Here is a 21,157-nt window from a genome sequence, read left to right on the forward strand (position 1 = left end):
TTGACATAGCTTGCGCTGACCTGACTGCGGTCAGTGCACTATTCTGTGTGGGTGCAGATTGTAATAATGCTTGCGGGCAGATTGGGTTTTAACGCATAACGTAAATCACTGCCCTGCATCTGGGCAGATGCGTTCAATGGAGGAAGAAGGGATGCGTATTTTGATTGTAGGTGCGGGGGCAACCGGCGGCTATTTTGGCGCACGGCTGATACAGGCCGGGCAGAATGTGACCTTCCTGGTCCGTGAAGGCCGTTTTAATCAGTTACAACAAACCGGCCTGGTGTTGCAGACCCGCTCAGGGCAGGAAACGCTTGAACCCCAGTTGGTCACCGCCGCCAGGCTTGACGCGCATTACGACTTAATCATCTTAACGGTTAAAAGTACCGGCCTGGCGCAGGCGATTCACGACATCCAGCCGGCTGTCGGGCCACAAACCCTGATCATGCCGATTCTGAATGGCATGCGGCATATTGACACCTTGCTCACCCACTTCGGTGCCGATCGGGTGATCGGTGGCTTGTGCAAAATCAACGCCACGTTGAACGATAAAGGCCATGTGGTGCAGTTGACGCCCTTACACCAGATCTATTACGGCGCACTGGATGGCAACAACGATGACCGACTGCAGCAGGTCGATGCCGCGCTACGTGGTAGTGCCGTGGAAACGTTTTTTTCCGACAATATTATCGGTGAGTTATGGGAAAAATGGCTGCTGTTAAGCACGCTCGGCGCGGTGTGTTGTCTGGCGCGGGGGAACACGCAACAGATACTGGCCCAGGCCGGTGGCGAGATGCTGCTTCAGGGCATTTACAGCGAGGTGCTTCAGGTTATCTGCGCGGAGGGCTATCAGCCCCGCCCTGCCGTTACCGCAAAAATTTATGAATTGCTGAACGATCCGTCGACGCCGATGACCTCCTCCATGTATCGTGATTTGACCCAGGGTTTTGCTATTGAAGCCGATACGATCATTGGCGACCTGCTGCTACGAGCCAGTCGTCATGGTATGACTGTGCCACTGTTGAATGCGGTGAATGTTAACCTGCAAATCTATCAACAGAACCGTTAAACACGGATGTGATGGGAAAGCAGCCGCGTCGTCGCAGGACGCGCGAGTAACGGAATTTTGTTACACTCGCTGCCTCATCTTTTGGAGGAATAATGACGTCCCGCTCTGTGACCCTTGATGATGTTGCCCAACTGGCTGGCGTTTCCTATCAAACGGTTTCTCGCGTGCTTAACCGCTCTGAGCAGGTTTCCCCCCGCACCCGTGAAAAAGTTGAAGCGGCGATGCAGCAGCTTAACTATGTGCCCAATCGGGTCGCACAGCAGCTGGCGGGAAAAGCGACCCGAACCTTAGGCCTTGCAACCAGTAACCTGGCCCTGATGGCCCCGGCGCAGATTGCTTCGGCCATTCAGCAGCGCGCCGCCAGCGCCGGTTATCACCTGGTGATCGCGATGGACAGTGAGGATAATGCGGAAGCGACAGTGAATGAACTGATGGCCCAGCGCGTGGATGCGGTGCTGATCAATATGCCGTTAGAGGCGGCCGAGGCGGAAAAAATCCGCGTGATGTGCGGTAAAAAGCCGGTGCTGTTTCTGGATGCCGATCCCCATGCTCTCGTATCTCATTGCCAGTATTCAAACGAACAAGGGGCGCGTGCCGCCGTTGCACATCTGATTGCGCTCGGGCACCGGCAAATTGGCCTGCTGAATGGCCCGGTGCGCTCAGTGTCGGCTCGTCAGCGCGAAGCGGTCTGGCGTCAGGCGCTGGCAGAGCATCAGTTATCTCCCTGCTGCGTCCTGCGCGGCGACTGGAGCGCCAAATCCGGCTATCAGGCGATGCTGGCGCAACTCCCGAATGCCCTGCCCCAGGCGCTTTTAGTGGCGAATGATGAGATGGCGCTGGGCGCGATGCGGGCGCTACATCAGCACGGCGTGGCGATTCCGGGCGATATTTCTCTTGTCGGCTACGATGACACGGCAGAAAGCGCCTGGTACCAGCCGCCACTGACCACCATTCGCCAGGATCTTCAGCAGCTCGGCACCCACAGCGTGGATCAGGTGCTGGCCGAACTGCGGGGTGAAGCGGTGGCGTCACGTACCCTGGAGCCGATGCTGGTGATCAGAGAAACCACCGCAGCGCCCGCCAGCCAAAACCTGGACTTATCGGATCTGGCGCGTCAACTCCAGCAGATTGCACGTAGGTTGACCCGCTAAGTCTTCACCGACGTCTCTCAGCCATAAAAAAAGCCCGCCCAACCTGAAGGTTGCGCGGGCCGGTTATCAGCAGCGAAGGGTTTCCGTTATTCGCGCACCCTTACGGCGCTTTGGTTTCACCCACGCCCATGGTCTTGAGCTTTTTAGACAGCTCACGGCGCTCTTTCGAGAGGTCGGCGTTTTTGATGATGTATTCATCCACGCGATCTTCATAGTCCGCACGCATGCTGGCGATGATTTCCTGAATCGCTTCCACGCTCATGCCGGGTTTAATGTATTCGCTCAGGTTGTCCAGCAGCAGAACACGCTTTTGGTTGTCACGAATTTTCTTCTCATTATCGACAATTTCACGCTGCAGTTTGTTCTTGCGGCGAAACGTACGGACAAACTCAAGTACGTCCTGAAATGATTGCTTGGCATTTTCCATGATGGCACCTTTCTTTAAGCCTGCTAAAGCAGGGAGAGAGTCAAAACGATCAGCTTAGCGGCTAGCCAGCCTTAAGGGCAATTCTCACAGCTAAATTCGGACTGGCTCTTATCTTAGCGCAAAAAAACCGGGTTTCGCATTAAGTCATTGTCTGAGGTGATTATTTACGCAGCGCCAGACGCAGTAAGTCCGTCATGCGCTCCAGTTGCTTCGCCAGCTCCAGACTCAACCAGACATAGCCATAAATTGGCGTCTCCTCCAGACGGTCACTGCCGCTGGCGATCAACTGCTTAAGTTCATTGACGATTTCCGTTAACTCATGGTTGGCCGCGATGATGTCATAGGTTTCCCCTTTCACCGCCATCTCCGACAACGTTCGTAGCGCGTTTTCCGTCATCTGCTGGGTACGGCGCAGCGTCGGCGCATTCAGCATAATCAGATGGCTTTCCCGCGATGCCCACCAGGCATTAATTTGCATCTCAATGGTGTACACCATATTACGGTTTATGGTCTGAATCGCTTCAAATACCGATTTAGGAATACGCGTTTCTTTGCTGGACGGCTCCAGCAGCGCGCGCATTTTGATGACGCTGGAGAGCAACTTCCCAAAGGGCTTATTCAGTCGCGGCTTTTCCACCAGGTTAGCGGAAAACCCTGCATGATAGATTTTTGCCATCTCGCCCAGCGTATCCGAAAGCTGGATACGCCAGTGAATGTAGGCGCGCTGTGCCCAGACAGCGGTAAATATCAGCGCCAGCAGCGAGCCTAAAATCACATCGCCGCCACGCCACATGGCGACGGTGAAATCCCCCATTGGCGCGCCGACCACTACGCAGAGCGTAATGCCAATCAACAGCGCCATATAGGGATGCTTTCCCAGGGTCAGATAGCCGCTGATAAACATGATCAGCGCGCACCAGGCCAGCATGCCCGGTAGCGAAATCATCTCCAGCTTGAGCGCAATCAATCCCGAAATTGACCCGGCAATCGTGCCGCCAATGCGCTGAATGGCGCGGGGAAACACATTGCCCCACGTGGAGATCGGCCCCATCACCACCACCAGCGTAATCAGCGGCCAGGTGCCTTCGGGAATGCCGGTCATCCGCACAAACAAAAAGGCAAAAAGAAACGCCACCGCGATGCGCAAGCCGTGCACGCTACGGTAATGGCGATATAACCAGAATTCCAGATTAGAGATGGGCTTATCAGAGCGCAAGATAGCTGTCCGCGGGTAAAGAGGTGATTCTACGCGATGCACCGTGTGAGTCCTGGCGCGCCGTCAATATTTTAGTCAATACGTGACACATTGGGCCATTATCACCAACCTGTGGCGGTAAATCAGCAAAATAAAACGTTCAGGTGGCAATAGGGTCCTGCGATGCGAGCCCTCGCGGCACCTGCCCGGCAGGCAGGTGCGCGTGGCCTGAGATTAAAACTTACGTTTCAGATAGTCGGAGAGGCGGCTAAACATGCCGGCTTCGTTAACGGCACTGAGCGCCACCAGCGGATAACTGGCAATCTGCTTGTCTTTATCCATGACCTGAATCTCACCAATGTTCTCATTGGCTTTCAGCGGTGCTTCCAGATCGCTACGGTTAATCACGTATTTGGCTTTCACGTTCGGAATTTCACTGCGCGGGAGCGACAGGTAAACATCATTTGCCGTGCCCACCTCAACCTGATGCGGATTGCCGTACCACACGTGTTCGCTGCCGATCTTCTTGCCCGCATGGAACAGTTGGACCGTGTCGAACGTATTCTGGCCCCAGACCAGCAGTTTACGCGCCTGCTCTTCGCGCCCTTTCGCGCTTTTACCGCCCATCACCACGGCAATCAGGCGATGCTGACCGACCACATTTGAGGCGATGATATTAAATCCTGCGGTTTCGGTATGACCTGTTTTCAGACCATCCACGTGAAGACTGTTATCCCACAGCAGACCATTGCGGTTGTTCTGAGTGATGCCATTCCAGGTCAGGGTTTTCTCACGGTACATGGCATAGAAATCCGGCTCGCCGTCGATGATGGCGCGAGACAGCTTTGCCATGTCCAGCGCACTGGAGAACTGTCCTGGCGCATCCAGACCGTGGACGGTTTCGAAATGGGTATTGGTCAGGCCCAGTTTCTCCACGTAATGATTCATCAACTTCACAAAGTTGTCCTGGCTGCCCGCGACATAATCGGCCAGCGCCACGCAGGCATCGTTACCCGAATCGATAATGACACCGCGGCTTAAGTCGCGCACGCTCAGCTTATCGCCTGGTTTCAGGAACATGAGCGATGAACCTTTAAAGACCGGATTGCCTGCGGCCCAGGCGTCTTTCCCCACGGTGACCATATCGTCGCGCGTAATTTTCTTTTGATCGATGGCGCGGTCAACGACATAGCCCGTCATTAACTTGGTCAGGCTGGCCGGATTGCGGCGTTCGTCGGGATTGCCCGCCGTAAGCACCTGCCCCGTGGTGGCATCCATTAGCACCCATGATGCGGCATCGATCGCCGGTGGCGTCACGGGAAACGGCATATCGTCGGCCTGTGCCAGCGAAGCCCAAAAAACAGTTACGGTAATTAACAGACGCCTTTTCAACACTTCATCCTTAGTTGCACAAATAAAACAGACGGGAACAGCCGGACGTTTTACGGCAAAAGCCTTAAGAAGGTTTAATTAAATTGAAAAAAAATATGAACTGCCGGGTGCCACCACGCAGCTTTGGTCAGTACGGTTGTGCTGGCGAGCGCAGAAGACTATCCTGAACGTTGATTTTTTTGCAGACAGGACAGCGACGTGCCCGCCTCTGAATTCACTTTCTTATTCCATGATTACGAAACCTTCGGCACCAGTCCGTCACGGGATCGTCCGGCGCAGTTTGCCGGGTTACGTACCGACAGCAACTTTAATCCGGTTGGCGAGCCAGAGGTGTTTTACTGCCGTCCGCCGGACGACTATCTGCCCCAGCCTGAAGCGGTAATGATTACCGGTATTACGCCGCAAATTGCCGCCTCGCGGGGCGTCAGCGAGGCCGAGTTTGCCGCCCGCATTCATGCCCTGTTCACCGCCGAACAAACCTGCGTGGTGGGCTACAACAACGTGCGCTTCGACGATGAAGTGACACGCAATATTTTCTACCGCAACTTCTACGATCCCTACGGTTGGAGCTGGCAAAACGGTAACTCTCGCTGGGATTTGCTGGACGTGATGCGTGCCTGCTATGCGCTGCGGCCCGAAGGCATCAACTGGCCCGAAAATGAAGACGGTTTTCCCAGCTTCCGGCTGGAGCACCTGACCAAAGCCAACGGCGTAGCCCATGAAAACGCCCACGATGCGATGTCGGATGTCTATGCCACACTCGCAATGGCGAAACTGGTGAAAGAGAAACAGCCTAAGCTGTTCGAGTTTTTGTTTACGCATCGCAACAAAAACAAACTCATGACCCTGATCGATATTCCACAGATGAAGCCGCTGGTGCACGTTTCCGGCATGTTTGGCGCAGCACGCGGCAATACCAGTTGGGTGGTGCCGCTTGCCTGGCATCCGGATAACCGCAATGCGCTGATCGTGGTCGACCTGGCCGGCGATATGACGCCGCTTTTAACACTGGATACCGACAGCCTGCGCGAACGTCTCTACACGCGCAAAAGCGAGTTGGGCGATCAATCAGCCATTCCCGTTAAGCTGGTGCACATCAATAAGTGCCCCGTGCTGGCTCCGGCGAATACCCTGCGGCCTGAAGATGCCGGGCGGTTGGGCATCGATCGCAAGTCTTGTCTGGATAATCTGGCGACGCTGCGTCAGCATCCTGAAATACGTGAAAAGCTGGTGGCGATATTTGCCGATGCGGAACCCTTTACGCCGTCGGATGATGTGGATACCCAGCTCTACGATGGCTTCTTTAGCGATGCCGATCGGGCGGGCATGAACATTATTCGCCAGACGGCGCCGGCTAACCTGCCCGCGCTGGATCTGACGTTTGACAGTCCGCGCGTGGCGAAGCTGCTGTTTCGTTATCGGGCGCGGAACTTCCCCGGCACCCTGGATGATGCTGAACAACAGCGCTGGCTGCAGCACCGTCGCGAAGTACTGAATCCGGATAAGGTGCAGTCGTTTCTGATGGAGCTGGAATCGCTGGCCAGCCTGCATGAAAGCGATCAGGAAAAGCTGGCCCAGTTAAAAGCGCTGTATCTGTATGCGCAGGAACTGGTGTCCTGACGCTCAGACTGGCCGGAAAACGCGAATCGCCTTTCCCGGCCAACATATCAAATCACAAACCACAGCGCCCACGTCAGAACAAAACCGGTCATCCCCATCAGGGTTGTCAGTACCGTCCAGGTTTTTAATCCATCCGCTACCGACAGGCCCAGATAGCGCGTCACCACCCAGAAGCCCGCATCGTTGACATGAGACAGCCCTAGCCCGCCAAAGCACACTGCCAGCGTGACCAGAACACGGTGCATATCATCAATGCCGGTCACGGCCTGCGTCAGTAGGCCGCTGGTGGTAAGAATCGCGACGGTAGCCGATCCCTGCGAGGCGCGCAGCGCCAGCGACAGAATAAAGGCCGCGGGGATTAACGGCAGGTGCAGCGTTTCCAGCGCCAGCGCCAGCGCTTTACCGACGCCGGACTCCACCAGCACCTTCCCAAAGGCCCCACCCGCGCCCGCCACCAGAATCACGCTCGCCGATCCCGGAATGGCCCGGCCGGTCAGATCTTCCAGCTTATCTTTGCTCCAGCCACGGCGGATGCCCAGTAGCCAGGCGGCCAGGCCCAACGCAATCAGCAGCGCTATGGGCGGTGTGCCAATAACCGTCATGATTTTACCTGGCAGGCTGTCCTGCGCCAGCAGCGAGTGAGACAGCGTACCTAATACAATCAGCACAATCGGCACCACAATCAAACCGCTTATGGTCAGCGCACCCGGCGGTGCAGGTTCATTTTTCTTCTGCGCGCCTTCCGGCTTCGCCATCTGCAGCTGCTCCAGCACCTCGACCGACAGATGATACTGGCGACGGTTCATCACCTTTGCGACGTAATAACCTAAAATGCCGACCGGCACCGAGACCAGAATCCCCAACATCATCAGCCAGCCCATATCGGTGTGCAAAATGGCCGCAGCGGCCGCGGCACCCGGATGGGTGGGCAGCGCCACGTGTACCGTTAACATCACACCGGCCATTGGCAGGCCAAACTTCAGGGGAGAAACCCGCGCCACTTTGGTAAAGCCGTAGATCAGCGGGATAACAATGATAAAACCCACTTCAAAAAACACCGGGATGCCCAGAATAAAGGCGGCCATGGTCAGTGCAGCGACAGTGCGTTTCAGGCCCAGCGTTTTGCTGAAGCGCTGCGCCAGCGACTCGGCGCCGCCCGAGGCTTCGATAATCGCCCCGAGCATGGCTCCCAGCACGATAATGATGGTGATGTGCCCCAGCAGTCCACCCATACCGCTGATGATGGTTTCCATGATTTTTTCAGCCGGAATACCGGTGGCGATCGCCACCAGCAGGCTGACAATCAACAGGGCGACAAAGGGATGGACTTTGGCTTTAATGACCAGCAACAGCAAAATCACAATGCTGGCGGTCGCAATGGCTAACAGCAACGCAGTCGTCATAGTAAACCTCTGGAATAGTTATCTTTTTTAGCGTTTTTTGGCTACAGCTCTACCTGGTGCTGGTCCGTTTTAAAGACGACCAGAACTGCACCGCTGCCGCAGCACCGGTGTGATTTTTTAACCTTAACTCAGCGGTGTTTCGCCCAGGGCGCCAGCCAGCTCAGCCCTTCCACGGTGTCCCCGCGCGGGAAATATTCGCAGCCGATCCAGCCCTCGTAACCCACCTCATCAAGCAGGCTGAACAGCCAGGGATAGTTGATCTCGCCCTCGTCAGGTTCATGACGACTGGGCGCGGCGGCGATTTGCACATGCTGATAACGCCCGGCGTAGTGGCGAATGAGGTGGCTGAGATTGCCGTCCACCATCTGGGCATGGAACAGATCCAGTTGGGTAAAGACGTTGGGACGATCGATGAGCTCAACCATCTCCAGCGTCTGATACTGGCTGGCATAGAGATAATGGGGTTTAGTGGTGGGATTTAACGCTTCGATTAACAACCGGATGTTGTGTGGGGCGAAGCGTTCTGCTGCATAACGCATATTACCGATGAACGTCTCAACATACTGCTGGCGATCGGCACCGGAAGGGACGGTTGCCGCCATGATGTGCACCTGTGGGCAATCCAGCGCCAGCGCGTAGTCCAGAGCCCTGTCGATATCGGCTCTTGCCTCCGCTTCCCGGCCGGGAATGGCTGAAACCCCCCATTCCCCCGCAGCCACGTTGCCCGGTGCGGTATTGAACAGCACCAGTTTAAGCCCGTTGTCATCGAGCAGCGTTTTCAGTTGCTCAGCCGGATAGTCGTAAGGAAACAGAAATTCAACCGCGTCAAAGCCCGCCTGTGCAGCGGCGGCAAAGCGCTGCAGAAAGGGCACCTCATTGAACTGGGTAGATAAGTTAGCTGCAAACGTTGGCATTATCGGCTCCTGAGTTCGGCGACTTCGTCGGCGGTAAGATAGCGAATGGCCCGGTCGCCCAGGGTAAACATCAGGCGTGCGGTTTCTTCCAACTCTTCGGTATTGTCCGCGGCTTCCTGCAGGGATTTGCCCACCACCACCGGACCATGGTTCGCCAGCAGGAAAGCACGGTAGCGCGGCGCCAGAAGAGCCAGATCTTCCGCCAGTCGCGCGTCGCCGGGTTTATAGTAGGGCACCACCGGCACATCGCCCACCCGCATTACCACGTAGGGCGTAAACGGGCGGATGCAGTTCTGGCTGTCCAGATTTTGCAGGCATGAGAGCGCGGTCAGATAGTGGCTGTGCAGATGAACCACTGCCCGGCAGTCGGGGTTATTCAGGTAGAGCGCCCGGTGAAAGGCGATCTCTTTTGAGGGTTTATCCCCGGCTATCCACTCCCCCTGTAACGTCACTTTAGACAGGCGCTGGGCATCCAGTTCGCCCAGGCAGGAGCCGGTGGGCGTCGCCAGCAGGGTGCCATCGTCCAGCAGCAGCGAAAGATTACCGGCCGATCCTGTGGCATAACCGCGCTGGAAGAAAGATGCGCCCAGCCTGACCATCTCTTCACGGGCCTGTTGTTCAGTCATGGGAAAACTCCGTTTGTGCGCGGCGGAAAAACTGTTCATCACCAAAATTGCCTGACTTCAGCGCGAGTGACAACGGCTGCCCGATATCTCTCACCCAGGGCACGCCGGGCGAAATCACCGGACCAATATGGAATGCAGTCACGCCCAGGCTTTGGGCGACCACGCCAGAGGTTTCGCCGCCTGCGACGATAAAGCGCTGCCAGCCCCGGGACTTCAGCGTGCGAGCTATCTGGGCAAACAGCTGCTCCACCGCCTCACTGCTGCGCTGTGCGCCATAGTGCTGTTGAATCGACTGCAGCTGTTGCGCATCCGCTGTGGCATAGAGCATGGGTGCGAGGGGCTCATCAGCATGCTCTGCGACCCAGTCGCATAACGCCTCGGCGTACTTTTCGTCGCTGAGGCAGCGCGACACGCTGATCTCCTGGGCGGATGCCTGCTGGCGATAGGCATTGACCTGGCGGTTGGTCATTTGTGAGCAGGAGCCCGAGAGCACTACCGCCCGTTGGCCCTGTGGGTAACCCGCGCGCTGTGCTTGCGGGTCATCGCGGTGGGTCGTTGACCACTGGCGCGCCAGGCCAATCGCCAGCCCGGAGCCGCCCGTGACCAGCCGCATCGAGGTGAGTGCTTCGCCCTGGTTCAGCAGATGTTGCTCAGTAAGCGTATCAAGCACCGCGTAATTCACCCCCTGAGCACGCAGCTGCTCAAGTTGCCGTGATATCGCGCCTGCACCCTGCTCTATCGTGGTCGCAGAGATGAGCCCGGCTTTTCCCGTGCTCTGGCTCTCCATCAGCCGTAGCAGGTTACTGTCGGTCATTGGCGTGACCGGATGATGGCGCATGCCGGAATCCGACAGCAGCTGTTCACCCACAAACAGATAACCCTGATAAACGGTGCGCCCGTTCACCGGCAACGCCGGGCAGATCACCGTCAGCGTCTCATCCAGTGCGGCCATGAGCGCATCCGTCACCGGACCGATATTGCCCGCGGAGGTGCTGTCGAACGTGGAGCAGTATTTAAAATAAAAGCGCTCACAGCCTTGCGCCTGCAGCCAGCGCAGCGCGTCAAGCGACTGGCTGACGGCCTGCGCGGGCGGGCAGGACCGCGATTTCAGGCTGACCACAATGGCCTGTGCATCCGGCACAGCGGCCTGTTTCGGGATGCCGTTAAACTGAAGGGTAGAAAGCCCGTTCTGTACCAGAAAGCTGGCAATGTCGGTTGCGCCGGTAAAATCGTCGGCAATGACCCCTAACCGCATCAGATTTCCCCCTCGCGTTGAGGCAGCGTAATGCCGCTGAAGATTTTAATGACCGCACTGTCATCCTCACGGCCATAACCGGCATTGCTGGCCTCGGTGAACATATTCAGTGCGGTGGAGGCCAGCGGCAGCGGGAAATGCAGGGCTTTCGCCGTCTCGGCGACCAGGTTGAGATCTTTGACAAAGATATCTACCGCGGATGTCGGTCGGTAGTCGCCATCGACGACATGGCGCATACGGTTTTCGAACATCCACGAGTTGCCGGCCGCATTGGTCACCACCTCATACATCGTCTCCAGCGGGATCCCGGCGCGGGCGGCCAGCGCCATGGCTTCGGCCCCGACGGCAATGTGCACGCCAGCCAGCAGCTGATGAATAATCTTGACCGTCGATCCCTGACCGATTTCCGTGCCGACGCGATAAACCTTCGCGGCCACCGCATCCAGTACCGGTTGCAGGGCAGCAAACGCCTCGTCGCTGCCGGACGCCATCACGGTCATCTCGCCGCTGGCGGCTTTGGCCGCCCCGCCGGATACCGGTGCATCCAGCATCAGGAGGTGATAGTCCGCCAGTTTTGCGGCGATCTGCTGTGCATCCTGCGCGGACAAGGTGGAAGAAACCATTACCGCCGTGCCTGGCTTCAGCCTGGCGGCCAGCCCCTGCTCGCCAAACAGGATCGTGTTAACCTGTTTGGCATTCACCACGAGCAGCAGCACAGCATCAAGCTGGCTGGCAAAGGCATGCGCCGACGTCTGAGCATCGCGCGCGCCCGCCTGACGCAGCGCATCCAGCGCCTGCGGATTCAGATCCACGCCCCAGGTTGACAGCCCGGCACGAATGCAGGACTGCGCGGCGCCCATTCCCATTGAGCCTAAGCCTATGACACAAATATGTGAAACTGGCATCGCTGGCCTCCATTGTTAATTTAAGTGAATTTTTGATTTCTGTTGTTAATAGTGCCAATAAACGACGCGCAAAAACGTGTTCTTATTCACATAAATTAACTCACAGAGGCCGCTGTAAAACATTTTTTCACATCACTCACCGCTTGCTACTCCCACTCACGGGCGGTTAATGCGCGGTTTTTCAAGAAAAATGGAGTCAAAATTTCCATGTTTCTTCACATGACGATGCTCTACAATGTGAAAAAATGATAAAACGAGGTGGTTATGATTCCGGTTGAGCGTCATCAACAGATTCTGGCTCTGGTGGCAGAGCGCGGCGTAATGAGCATTAACGAGCTTACGGAGCGTTTTGGCGTGTCACATATGACTATTCGCCGGGATGTGCAAAAGCTGGAAGAACAGGGCGCGGTACTCTCGGTGTCGGGCGGTGTTCGTTCCGCTAACAGGCTGGCGAGCGAGCCCTCACATCTGACCAAAACGGCCCTGTTCAATGAAGAAAAAAAAGCCATTGGCAAGTTAGCCGCTCAGCTTATTCCGCCTGACAGCTGCATCTATCTGGATGCCGGCACCACCACGCTGGCGCTGGCGCGGGAAATTGCCGATCGGGAGGATCTGCTGGTCGTCACTAATGATTTTATGGTGACCAATCTGCTGATGGAGGCGAGTCGCTGTCGGGTGATTCACACCGGCGGTACGGTGTGCCGGGATAACCGCTCCTGCATTGGCGATGCGGCGGCACGCCACCTGCGTCAACTTGCGATAGATATCGCCTTTGTGTCCACCTCAAGCTGGGGGCTGCGCGGATTGTTTACGCCGGATGAAGACAAGGTGGCGGTTAAACAGGCCGTGTGCGAGGTCAGCAGCAAACGCATCCTGCTAAGCGACAGCTCTAAGTACGATAAAATCGCGACGTGGCTGGCCTTACCGTTGGAGAAGTTTGATGTGATCGTGACGGATGATCAATTGAATACCGCAGGACGAAATGCGTTACAGGCAGGAAGTTGGGAACTGATGATGGCCGGAAAAAGCGAATAAGAACAGCCCTGCTCTGTCCCGTTATTGGGCACAGAGCAGGACCAGGGGGATTACACTTCTTCGCTAAACTGGGGAACCGGATTGCGGAAACTGCGGGTCACAAAGGCCAGGTAGAGAATACCAATGGCGGCCCAGATCAAGCCCAGAACCATCGAGCTCTGCTCCAGGTTAACCCACAGCGCACCAACGGTCAGCGCGCCCAGCATCGGCAGAACCAGATACTGGAAGTGATCTTTCAGGGTTTTGTTACGTTTTTCACGTCCCCAGTACTGCGCAATCACCGACAGGTTAACGAAGGTAAACGCCACCAGCGCACCAAAGTTAATCAGCGCAGTCGCGGTAACCAGATCGAAGTTGATGGCCATCAGCGCGACGGCACCGACCAGAATCACGTTCAGTGACGGCGTGCGCCATTTCGGATGGATATAGCCGAAGAAACGCTCCGGGAATACGCCATCACGGCCCATTACGTACATCAGACGTGATACGCCCGCGTGCGCCGCCATGCCGGAAGCCAGTACGGTGACCACGGAGAAGATCAGGATACCGACCTGCAACGCTTTGCCCGCGACGTAGAGCATGATCTCCGGCTGTGAGGAATCCGGCTCTTTAAAGCGCGAGATGTCCGGGAAGTACAGCTGCAGGAAGTACGAGGCCACGATAAACATCAGGCCACCAATCAGCGCGGTCAGGAAAATCGCACGCGGAATGGTACGTTCTGCATCTTTCGTTTCTTCCGACAGCGAACTGATGCCGTCAAAACCCAGGAAAGAGAAACACAGGATGGTCGCTCCCGTAATCATCGGCACCACGTGGGCGTTTTCCGACCAGAACGGTTTGCTGCTTACCACTGTTCCTGCACCTTCACCGTGCGCCACACCGTAGATCACCATGGCAGTAATACCGACCATCACCACAACCTGCAGGATCACGATCACGCTGTTGAAGTTGGCGACGGTTTTGATTCCCTTAAGGTTGGAGAGCGTCATAAAGCCCACCAGCAGCACCACGAAAATCCACGAGGGGATGCCTGGTACCAGGGTTTCAAAATAGTTTTTTGCCAGCAGGATGTTGATCATCGGCATGAACAGGTAGTCCAGCAGCGATGACCAGCCCACCATAAAACCGACGTGCGGACTGATTGCCTTTTGAGCGTAGGTATAAGCGGAGCCCGCAGATGGGAAGCGGCGTACCAGCTTACCGTAACTCACGGCAGTGAACAGAATCGCAATCAGGGCGAAAGCATAGGCGGTGGCAACGTGACCATCGGTCAGGCCCGACACAATACCAAAGGTATCGAACAGGGTCATAGGCTGCATGTAGGCTAAGCCCATCATGACGACCGGAAGTAAAGTCAGCGTTTTTTTCAGTTGAGCACGTTGTGGTGCAGCAGAGGTATTAAGCGACATGCTTCAGTCCTCCTTGCGCAGCAACCTGACTGGGTTGATTCACAAGGATACTGCGCATTAAGCGACAGGGAGTAAGGTTTGCGGCAGCGGCGCCGTAGTCATCACGAAAACGTGTACCAGCCTGCGCTGGCAGTGTGTTAAACAACCCCATCTTTACATCCTCAATCTCACGCGGGTGCGTGTTTTCAGTGTTTATCTATCCGGGTACGCGCCCGGCCTCGTTTGTGTCAGTGAAAATTCACTCTGTTGTAACATGCAAAAAAATAACCGACGCGGTGAGCGTCGGTTATGTTCTGAATTTGCAGGAGGCGTATTTTGCCCCAACCCAACGCATTATTTCAAGACGTTGTCGCAGAGAATGCAAAAAATTAATCAGGCATTCTTTAACATCCAGTCGATTTCTGTGGCAGTGATTAACCTTTCAAACTGCATTAGCTCATAATTTTTACAGCTAAACCACACTTTGGCAAATTTCTCACCCAGTAATTTTTGTAAAGGATAGCTGCTTTCAAACTCGGTAAGGGCATCACTTTGACGGATGGGTAACGCTAACCCTTCCGCCTCGTGACCATTGCCTTTAACCGGCTGCGGCAAAGGCAGTTGCGTATCCAGACCGTGCAACATGCCAGCTAAAATCGCGGACATCACCAGATAGGGGTTAGCATCCGCTCCCGCCACTCGATACTCGATTCGGCGGCTTTCAATATCCCCACAGGGAATGCGCAACGCCACCGTGCGGTTGTTATGGCCCCACGAGGCCTGCAACGGCACGTACGCCTCCGGGACAAAACGGCGGAAGGCATTGACGTTAGGGGCCAGCAACGCCATGGAGGCCGGCATTAAATCGATCATACCGGCCAGGGTGCGCTTCAGCAGCGGAGAGTCGCTGCCGTCGTCGCAGGCAAAGGCGTTGTGATCGGCCGCGTCCAGCATACTGATGTGTACGTGCATCCCACTGCCCGCATAGTCTTCATAGGGCTTCGCCATAAAGGTAGCGGTCATACCGTGATTCTCAGCCACCTGCCGGATAAGGCGCTTAAGCTGAATGGCATGATCGCAGGCGCTCAGGACATCCCGGGTGTGATGCAGGTTAATTTCAAACTGCCCCGGTGACGCTTCCGCCAGCGCGCCGTCGGCAGGAATGCCCTGCAGGCGGGCCAGGGTATCGATATCCCGTAAGACTTCAGAGAAGTGATCAAGATTGTCCAGGGAATAGACCTGGCTCTGCATATTGCGATCGTCGCTGCCCGGTGCGCAGGGCGGCTGAATAAAACCTTCCGCGTCGCGCTTTTTATCGACCAGATAGAACTCCAGCTCTACCGCTACCACCGGAAACAGTCCACGGTTACGCAGCTGTTGCCACAGCCGGTTCAGGACATTTCGGGGTTCAACGTCAAAGGGAGTGCCATCTTGGTTGCACATGGTTAGCAGCAGTTGTGCAATGTGTTGCGGATCGGCGGCGGAGGGAACGAGCGTGCCGGGAACGGGAAGGCAAAGATTATCGGGCTCACCGAGGGATTGTCCCAGTCCGGCCTCTTCAACGGTGTTGCCAAGAATATCCATGGCAAAGACCGAGGCGGGAAAGTAGCAGCCCTTTTCCAGCTTAGCCAGCGCGGAGACGGGAATACGCTTACCGCGAAAAACACCATTTAAATCACTAAGTAAAATATCAACGTACTGGGTTTCAGGGTGGCGCTCCAGCCAGTTTTTAACCTCTTGCTGGAACGCGCTGGTTCGTCTCTCTTCACTGTGCAACGTGAAGTCTTCTACTTCTACCAGGTTAGTCATGATTTCATCCGCCTTTAACCACAAAATGGGAGTGCGTAATGCTCAAAAAAACCGCCACACCTCTAACATAGCGCTAACACAAAAAGTGTGCAAATGTAACAAATCTGTTTGAAGATCCGGCAGTGGGTTGCTAGATTGACAAAATATTGCACACTTAACCATCAGATATGCCCTTTTCGTCAAATATTTCGAACAGCTGTTGAGGGGGAAAGATGGGCATTATTTTTGACAAGCCGTTGATCGGCGTAGTGATGTGTCAGACGCATCATCACGGGCATCCGGTTCAGTCGGTGCACAATAAATATCTTGATGCCGTCGTTACCGCCGGTGGCGTGCCGCTTGCGCTGCCTCATCAGCTTATGGCTGCCCCTCATCTATCAGAAAACGCTATGGCTGCGCTGGACGGAATTTTACTGACCGGCAGCCCCAGCAACCTTGAACCCTGGCTGTATGGTGAAGCAGGCGAAGAACCCGACGCGGATGTCGGACGGGACAGGCTGGCCTTTAATCTGATCACACACGCCGTGGGTAAGCAACTCCCGCTCTTTGGCATCTGCCGCGGCATGCAGGAGCTGGTGGTAGCCAACGGCGGCGCACTTTACCGTCATCTTAATCAGCATCCACAGTTTCAGCGCCATCACGACGATGACGCTGCCCCGCTGTCGCAACAGTACGCACCTGCCCATGATGTGAATATTGAACCCGGAGGGCTACTGGCCGCGCTGCTCGGCCCGGCGCCGTTAATCGTGAATTCCGTTCATCATCAGGGGATACGCGAAACCGGGCCACAGCTGCGCATTGAAGCCCGGGCGCCAGATGGCCTGATTGAGGCGGTCAGCCTCAGCCGGCATCCTTTTGCGTTGGCAGTACAGTGGCATCCCGAGTGGCAGTTGAAACCCGCAACGCCGTCCTTTGCGCTGTTTAACGGCTTTATTCAGGCCGCGCGTCATTATCAACGGGAAAAGCAGCAATGAATGATGCGAATCAGGCTCCCGGACGTCGGCTGTCGCAAATTCGCCAGGCGATGGGATTATCTCAACGGCGCGTCGCTGAACTGGCTGGCCTGACGCACAGTGCCATCAGCACCATTGAGCAGGACAAGGTCAGCCCGGCGGTCAGCACGCTACAAAAACTGTTGAAAGTTTATGGTCTGTCGCTGTCGGAATTTTTCTCCGAACCTCACAGCCAGGATGCGCCCAACGTGGTTGTCCGGCCCGAGGATCTGCTGGAGATCGGCAGCCGGGGCGTTTCACTGAAGCTGATTGATAACGGCACCCCAAAGCGCGCCCTGGGCATGCTGCTGGAGACCTATCTTCCCGGTGCCAGTACCGGGGAAAAACTGCACCACGCGGGCGAAGAAACCGGTACGCTGCTGGAAGGTCAGATCGTTCTGGAGATAAACGGCCAGCAATTTCACCTGTCTGCCGGTGAGAGTTACGTCATTGATACCGGCCTGCCGCACAGCTTTACCAACCTTGCCGATGTGCCCTGCCGCATCGTCAGTGCCCATACGCCCGCCAATTTTTGATGGGGGCCGTCTGCCAAGGAGCTAAATATGAATTATGTGGAAAATTACTACACCGCAACAATGAATCCACATGCGCCCTGGCCAGTATTACAGGAAAGCATTCAGTGTGACGTCTGCATTATCGGCGCGGGCTTTACTGGCCTGTCAGCCGGTTTGTTTTTAACCGAGGCGGGCTATGATGTGGTACTGCTTGAAGCCGCACGGGTCGGTTTTGGTGCCAGCGGTCGCAACGGCGGACAGGCAGTGAACTCCTACAGCCGGGATGTAGATGTGATTGAACAGCGTTATGGCAAAGACACCGCGAAAATGCTGGGCAGCATGATGTTTGAAGGCGGGGATATTATCCGCGATCGTATCGATCGTTATGCGATCGCCTGCGACTACCGCCCGGGTGGCATTTTTGCCGCCTTTAATTCTCGTCAGATGGCGCATCTGGCGAAACAAAAAGCGGCCTGGGCGCGCTATGGCAATCATGAGCTGGAACTGCTGGACGAACGGGGCATTCGGCGGGAAGTCGCGACAGAACGCTATGTCGGCGGATTACTCGACAAACGTGGTGCGCATCTGCATCCACTGAATCTGGCGCTGGGCGAAGCCGAAGCGATTCGTCGTCACGGCGGACGCATTTATGAGCATTCTGCTGCGTTAAGCGTTGACTATGGTGCGCCAAACCGGGTGAAAACAGCACAAGGTGAAGTGCGTGCCACTTTTCTGATCTTCGCGGGTAACGCCTATTTACCTTCGGAGCTGGAACCACGCCTGAGCCGGAAAAGCATGCCGTGCGGCTCGCAGATTATCGCGACCGAACCGCTGTCGCGCGATCGGGCGCTTGCGCTGTTACCCAATAACTATTCGGTCGAGGACTGTAACTATCTGCTGGATTATTTCCGCCTGACCGCAGATAACCGCCTGCTATACGGCGGCGGCGTCGTTTACGGCGCGCGGGAACCTGGCGACGTGGAGAAAATGATCCGTCCCAAGATGCTGCGCACCTTTCCGCAGTTGCACAACGTAAAAATTGATTTCGCCTGGAGCGGCAATTTTTTGCTGACGCTGTCGCGCATGCCGCAGTTTGGTCGGCTGGAAAACAACGTTTATTTTATGCAGGGCGACAGCGGTCACGGCGTCACCTGTACTCACCTTTCCGGCAAGCTTATCAGCGAAGTGCTGCGCGGCGATGCGGAGCGCTTCGACGCCTTTGCGAAGCTTCCGCATCTGCCCTTCCCTGGCGGACGGCGGTTTAAAGTGCCACTGACGGCGATGGGCGCCGCATGGTATGCGCTGCGCGACAGGCTCGGCGTGTAAATACCGGGTTGCGCGTGCAGGGCAGCGCCAGCGTTATTCCAGCGGCATTTTTTGGGGATCGTCGTAGCGGTACTCAAAACCCAGCTCATGACAGATACGCGAACCGTCTATCAGCTTACCGCTGTCGTCACTCGCCTCGGCGGCGAAAGTCGGCGGCGTCATGCCGAGCTGGCGTGACACGCCGGGATAAAAGTGCGCGCGGGACGGATGTTTCAGAGAGCACAGGTTAAAGGTCCGGCCGCCCCTGGGCGTTTGCAGCAGCAGCATGATCGCTTCCACCACATCATCAAGGTGAACCAGATTGACCCCGTGGGAACCGTTGGGTAGCGCCTGCTTACCGGCCAAAAAACGTCCCGGATGACGCTTAGGCCCCACCAGCCCCGCCAGACGCAGAACATCCACGCTGGTACCGGGCAGATCGTGCAGCCAGTTTTCCAGATCCACCAGCGTTTTGCCCGCTGTAGTTTCCGGCTGCAGCAGGCTTTTTTCCGTTTTGATCCCCGAACTGCCGCCGTACACGGAGGTTGAGCTGGTGAAAATAATGCGCGGTACGCTATGGGCCAACGCCGTGTCTACCACGTTTTGTACCGCCTGGACGTAGGCGTCCCCGCCCTCTGCCGTGCGACTGGCGGGTAAGGTAACGACCAGGGCGTCAACGTCGAACAGCACATCCAGATCTTCAGCATCGCAGATAAGGTCGGGCGTCAGTTCCAGTTGAAACGCGTCTAACCCGCAGCGACGGGCCGCTTCAACGCCATCCGGCGTGGTTTTGCTGCCGGTCACCTGCCAGCCTCGGGCGCTCAACGCCATGGCTAACGGCATGCCCAGCCAACCCAGTCCTACTATTGCGACCTTTTTCATGTTGTCTCCTGCTGCAGACTCAAAGATTCTTCCATCTTAAGCTCCCCCTGAGTTGCAAACCAGTTCAAAGTGTTTCGGCGCTTTGCGAATATCAACATTAAAAAAGAGTTGCCAATTTCAACTATCTTCGTTAGGTTAATTCCACACAAATGAATAAGATTTCATTAATCGAGAATTTTATGACACGCGTTCAGTTCAACCATCATCACCACCATCACCCTGACTAGTCTTTCAGGCGATGTGTGCTGGAAGACGTCTAGGATCTTCCAGTGGTGCGAACGCAAGAGAACCCCCGGAAGATCGTCTTCCGGGGGTTTTTTTATGGGCTGACGCAAATCAATCATTCAGGACAGGTCAATCAAGGGGACAGGAACAATGTTAGACAATAGCCGTTTACGCATAGCTATGCAGAAATCAGGTCGATTAAGCGATGATTCACGCGAGCTCCTGGCGCGCTGTGGTATCAAAATTAATCTTCAGCAACAGCGTCTGATCGCCTTTGCGGAAAATATGCCTATTGATATCCTGCGGGTGCGCGATGACGATATTCCGGGACTGGTGATGGACGGCGTAGTGGATCTGGGCATTATCGGCGAGAACGTGCTGGAAGAAGAGATGCTGGACCGCCGCGCGCAGGGCGAAGACCCGCGTTACTTCACGCTACGTCGCCTGGATTTTGGCGGCTGCCGCCTGTCGCTGGCAATGCCGGTTGATGACGAATATACCGGCCCACAGTGCCTGAATAACGCCCGTATCGCCACCTCCTATCCTCACCTGTTAAAGCAGTACCTCGACAAGCAAGGCATCAATTTTAAATCCTGTTTATTAAACGGCTCGGTCGAAGTAGCCCCGCGTGCCGGTCTGGCCGACGCCATCTGTGATCTGGTGTCCACCGGCGCGACGCTGGAAGCGAACGGCCTGCGCGAAGTCGAAGTCATCTATCGCTCGAAAGCCGTGCTGATTCAGCGCGACGGCGAGATGCCAGCGGCCAAGCAGGAGCTGATTGATAAAATGATGACCCGTATTCAGGGCGTGATTAAAGCGCGCGAATCCAAATACATCATGCTGCACGCGCCGAGTGAGCGTCTGGAAGACGTGATCAGCCTGTTGCCTGGCGCCGAGCGCCCTACCGTTCTGCCGCTGGCCGGCGATGTCAGCCGCGTGGCGATGCACATGGTAAGCAGTGAAACGCTGTTCTGGGAAACCATGGAAAAACTCAAAGCGCTGGGTGCCAGTTCAATTCTGGTGTTGCCAATCGAAAAAATGCTGGAGTAAAC

20 protein-coding genes and 1 other annotated feature are annotated in these 21,157 nt (G+C 56.0%); of the genes, 9 read left to right on the forward strand and 11 right to left on the reverse strand.

The features are described 5' to 3' along the window. Nucleotides 1-151 precede the first annotated feature (151 nt). Both EL29_RS10200 and EL29_RS10205 read left to right on the forward strand, forming a co-directional pair. Nucleotides 152-1,066, forward strand: coding sequence for a ketopantoate reductase family protein (locus EL29_RS10200; RefSeq protein ID WP_028715312.1), 915 nt, complete (start codon nt 152-154; stop codon nt 1,064-1,066). A 92-nt stretch (nt 1,067-1,158) separates the two neighbouring features. After that, nucleotides 1,159-2,217, forward strand: coding sequence for a LacI family DNA-binding transcriptional regulator (locus tag EL29_RS10205; protein ID WP_015699965.1), 1,059 nt, complete (start codon nt 1,159-1,161; stop codon nt 2,215-2,217). A gap of 100 nt (nt 2,218-2,317) precedes the next feature. On the opposite strand, the gene tmaR is transcribed toward EL29_RS10205, so the two are convergent. The 3 genes from tmaR to dacD all read right to left on the reverse strand — a co-directional run bounded on the left by tmaR (nt 2,318) and on the right by dacD (nt 5,231). Further along, entirely contained in the window at nt 2,318-2,644 is a 327-nt protein-coding gene (gene tmaR / locus EL29_RS10210; RefSeq protein ID WP_013026330.1) for a PTS system regulator TmaR, read from the reverse strand. 160 nt (nt 2,645-2,804) lie between these two features. Next, nucleotides 2,805-3,860: an FUSC family protein gene (locus EL29_RS10215; RefSeq protein ID WP_024471873.1), complete on the reverse strand. Its 1,056-nt coding sequence runs from the start codon at nt 3,858-3,860 to the stop codon at nt 2,805-2,807. Nucleotides 3,861-4,073: 213 nt separating this feature from the next. After that, nucleotides 4,074-5,231: a serine-type D-Ala-D-Ala carboxypeptidase DacD gene (dacD, locus tag EL29_RS10220; RefSeq protein ID WP_014605477.1), complete on the reverse strand. Its 1,158-nt coding sequence runs from the start codon at nt 5,229-5,231 to the stop codon at nt 4,074-4,076. Nucleotides 5,232-5,429: 198 nt separating this feature from the next. Between dacD and sbcB the strand changes: the two genes are divergently transcribed. Further along, nucleotides 5,430-6,851, forward strand: coding sequence for an exodeoxyribonuclease I (sbcB, locus tag EL29_RS10225; RefSeq protein WP_028715313.1), 1,422 nt, complete (start codon nt 5,430-5,432; stop codon nt 6,849-6,851). A gap of 47 nt (nt 6,852-6,898) precedes the next feature. On the opposite strand, the gene EL29_RS10230 is transcribed toward sbcB, so the two are convergent. From EL29_RS10230 to ltnD, 5 genes are all read right to left on the reverse strand, one after another. Beyond that, entirely contained in the window at nt 6,899-8,254 is a 1,356-nt protein-coding gene (locus EL29_RS10230) for a GntP family transporter (protein ID WP_014594048.1), read from the reverse strand. Between the two features lie 128 nt (nt 8,255-8,382). After that, nucleotides 8,383-9,168: an HPr family phosphocarrier protein gene (locus tag EL29_RS10235; RefSeq protein WP_013026335.1), complete on the reverse strand. Its 786-nt coding sequence runs from the start codon at nt 9,166-9,168 to the stop codon at nt 8,383-8,385. Then, entirely contained in the window at nt 9,168-9,794 is a 627-nt protein-coding gene (gene otnC / locus EL29_RS10240) for a 3-oxo-tetronate 4-phosphate decarboxylase (protein WP_014605475.1), read from the reverse strand. Before otnC ends, EL29_RS10235 begins: the two co-directional genes overlap by 1 nt. Further along, nucleotides 9,787-11,049 (reverse strand): 3-oxo-tetronate kinase, encoded by a 1,263-nt coding sequence (gene otnK / locus EL29_RS10245; protein ID WP_013026337.1) that lies wholly within the window; start codon nt 11,047-11,049, stop codon nt 9,787-9,789. Before otnK ends, otnC begins: the two co-directional genes overlap by 8 nt. Next, nucleotides 11,049-11,954: an L-threonate dehydrogenase gene (gene ltnD / locus EL29_RS10250; protein WP_013026338.1), complete on the reverse strand. Its 906-nt coding sequence runs from the start codon at nt 11,952-11,954 to the stop codon at nt 11,049-11,051. The genes otnK and ltnD overlap by 1 nt, the downstream gene beginning before the upstream one ends. A gap of 264 nt (nt 11,955-12,218) precedes the next feature. On the opposite strand from ltnD, the gene ygbI reads away from it, so the two are divergent. After that, entirely contained in the window at nt 12,219-12,989 is a 771-nt protein-coding gene (ygbI, locus tag EL29_RS10255) for a DNA-binding transcriptional repressor YgbI (protein WP_028715314.1), read from the forward strand. A gap of 50 nt (nt 12,990-13,039) precedes the next feature. On the opposite strand, the gene EL29_RS10260 is transcribed toward ygbI, so the two are convergent. Further along, the gene (locus EL29_RS10260; protein WP_028715315.1) at nt 13,040-14,398 is read right to left on the reverse strand and encodes an APC family permease; all 1,359 of its coding nucleotides are present in this window, start codon (nt 14,396-14,398) and stop codon (nt 13,040-13,042) included. 372 nt (nt 14,399-14,770) lie between these two features. Next, entirely contained in the window at nt 14,771-16,189 is a 1,419-nt protein-coding gene (locus tag EL29_RS10265; protein ID WP_028715316.1) for a glutamine synthetase family protein, read from the reverse strand. A gap of 209 nt (nt 16,190-16,398) precedes the next feature. Between EL29_RS10265 and puuD the strand changes: the two genes are divergently transcribed. Genes puuD through EL29_RS10280 form a run of 3 tightly spaced genes read left to right on the forward strand, consistent with a single transcriptional unit; the run spans nt 16,399 to nt 19,019 of the window. Beyond that, entirely contained in the window at nt 16,399-17,160 is a 762-nt protein-coding gene (puuD, locus tag EL29_RS10270; RefSeq protein WP_013026342.1) for a gamma-glutamyl-gamma-aminobutyrate hydrolase, read from the forward strand. Continuing rightward, nucleotides 17,157-17,714: an HTH-type transcriptional regulator PuuR gene (gene puuR / locus EL29_RS10275; protein WP_013026343.1), complete on the forward strand. Its 558-nt coding sequence runs from the start codon at nt 17,157-17,159 to the stop codon at nt 17,712-17,714. The genes puuD and puuR overlap by 4 nt, the downstream gene beginning before the upstream one ends. Nucleotides 17,715-17,741: 27 nt before the next feature. Further along, entirely contained in the window at nt 17,742-19,019 is a 1,278-nt protein-coding gene (locus EL29_RS10280; RefSeq protein ID WP_013026344.1) for an NAD(P)/FAD-dependent oxidoreductase, read from the forward strand. Nucleotides 19,020-19,052: 33 nt separating this feature from the next. Here EL29_RS10280 and EL29_RS10285 read toward each other — a convergent pair whose 3' ends face one another. Then, nucleotides 19,053-19,880, reverse strand: a complete 828-nt coding sequence (locus EL29_RS10285) for an SDR family oxidoreductase (protein WP_013026345.1) — start codon at nt 19,878-19,880, stop codon at nt 19,053-19,055. Nucleotides 19,881-20,059: 179 nt separating this feature from the next. On the opposite strand from EL29_RS10285, the gene hisL reads away from it, so the two are divergent. Beyond that, nucleotides 20,060-20,107, forward strand: a complete 48-nt coding sequence (gene hisL / locus EL29_RS10290; protein WP_100396937.1) for a his operon leader peptide — start codon at nt 20,060-20,062, stop codon at nt 20,105-20,107. Then, nucleotides 20,083-20,203: a sequence feature (His leader region), on the forward strand. Its footprint overlaps the gene before it by 25 nt. 52 nt (nt 20,204-20,255) lie before the next feature. Beyond that, complete coding sequence (hisG, locus tag EL29_RS10295) at nt 20,256-21,155, forward strand: ATP phosphoribosyltransferase (RefSeq protein ID WP_013026346.1); 900 nt, start codon at nt 20,256-20,258, stop codon at nt 21,153-21,155. Nucleotides 21,156-21,157: the final 2 nt, after the last annotated feature.

Origin of the sequence: Pantoea ananatis LMG 2665 (assembly GCF_000710035.2) — a bacterium.
Taxonomy (GTDB): Bacteria; Pseudomonadota; Gammaproteobacteria; order Enterobacterales; family Enterobacteriaceae; genus Pantoea; species Pantoea ananatis.

Coding starts and splice junctions, on each gene's coding strand:
- EL29_RS10200 (WP_028715312.1), top strand. CDS start 152: ATGCGTATTTTGATTGTAGGTGCGGGGGCAACCGGCGGCTATTTTGGC.
- EL29_RS10205 (WP_015699965.1), top strand. CDS start 1,159: ATGACGTCCCGCTCTGTGACCCTTGATGATGTTGCCCAACTGGCTGGC.
- tmaR (WP_013026330.1), bottom strand. CDS start 2,644: ATGGAAAATGCCAAGCAATCATTTCAGGACGTACTTGAGTTTGTCCGT.
- EL29_RS10230 (WP_014594048.1), bottom strand. CDS start 8,254: ATGACGACTGCGTTGCTGTTAGCCATTGCGACCGCCAGCATTGTGATT.
- EL29_RS10235 (WP_013026335.1), bottom strand. CDS start 9,168: ATGCCAACGTTTGCAGCTAACTTATCTACCCAGTTCAATGAGGTGCCC.
- otnC (WP_014605475.1), bottom strand. CDS start 9,794: ATGACTGAACAACAGGCCCGTGAAGAGATGGTCAGGCTGGGCGCATCT.
- otnK (WP_013026337.1), bottom strand. CDS start 11,049: ATGCGGTTAGGGGTCATTGCCGACGATTTTACCGGCGCAACCGACATT.
- ltnD (WP_013026338.1), bottom strand. CDS start 11,954: ATGCCAGTTTCACATATTTGTGTCATAGGCTTAGGCTCAATGGGAATG.
- ygbI (WP_028715314.1), top strand. CDS start 12,219: ATGATTCCGGTTGAGCGTCATCAACAGATTCTGGCTCTGGTGGCAGAG.
- EL29_RS10260 (WP_028715315.1), bottom strand. CDS start 14,398: ATGTCGCTTAATACCTCTGCTGCACCACAACGTGCTCAACTGAAAAAA.
- puuD (WP_013026342.1), top strand. CDS start 16,399: ATGGGCATTATTTTTGACAAGCCGTTGATCGGCGTAGTGATGTGTCAG.
- puuR (WP_013026343.1), top strand. CDS start 17,157: ATGAATGATGCGAATCAGGCTCCCGGACGTCGGCTGTCGCAAATTCGC.
- EL29_RS10280 (WP_013026344.1), top strand. CDS start 17,742: ATGAATTATGTGGAAAATTACTACACCGCAACAATGAATCCACATGCG.
- EL29_RS10285 (WP_013026345.1), bottom strand. CDS start 19,880: ATGAAAAAGGTCGCAATAGTAGGACTGGGTTGGCTGGGCATGCCGTTA.
- hisG (WP_013026346.1), top strand. CDS start 20,256: ATGTTAGACAATAGCCGTTTACGCATAGCTATGCAGAAATCAGGTCGA.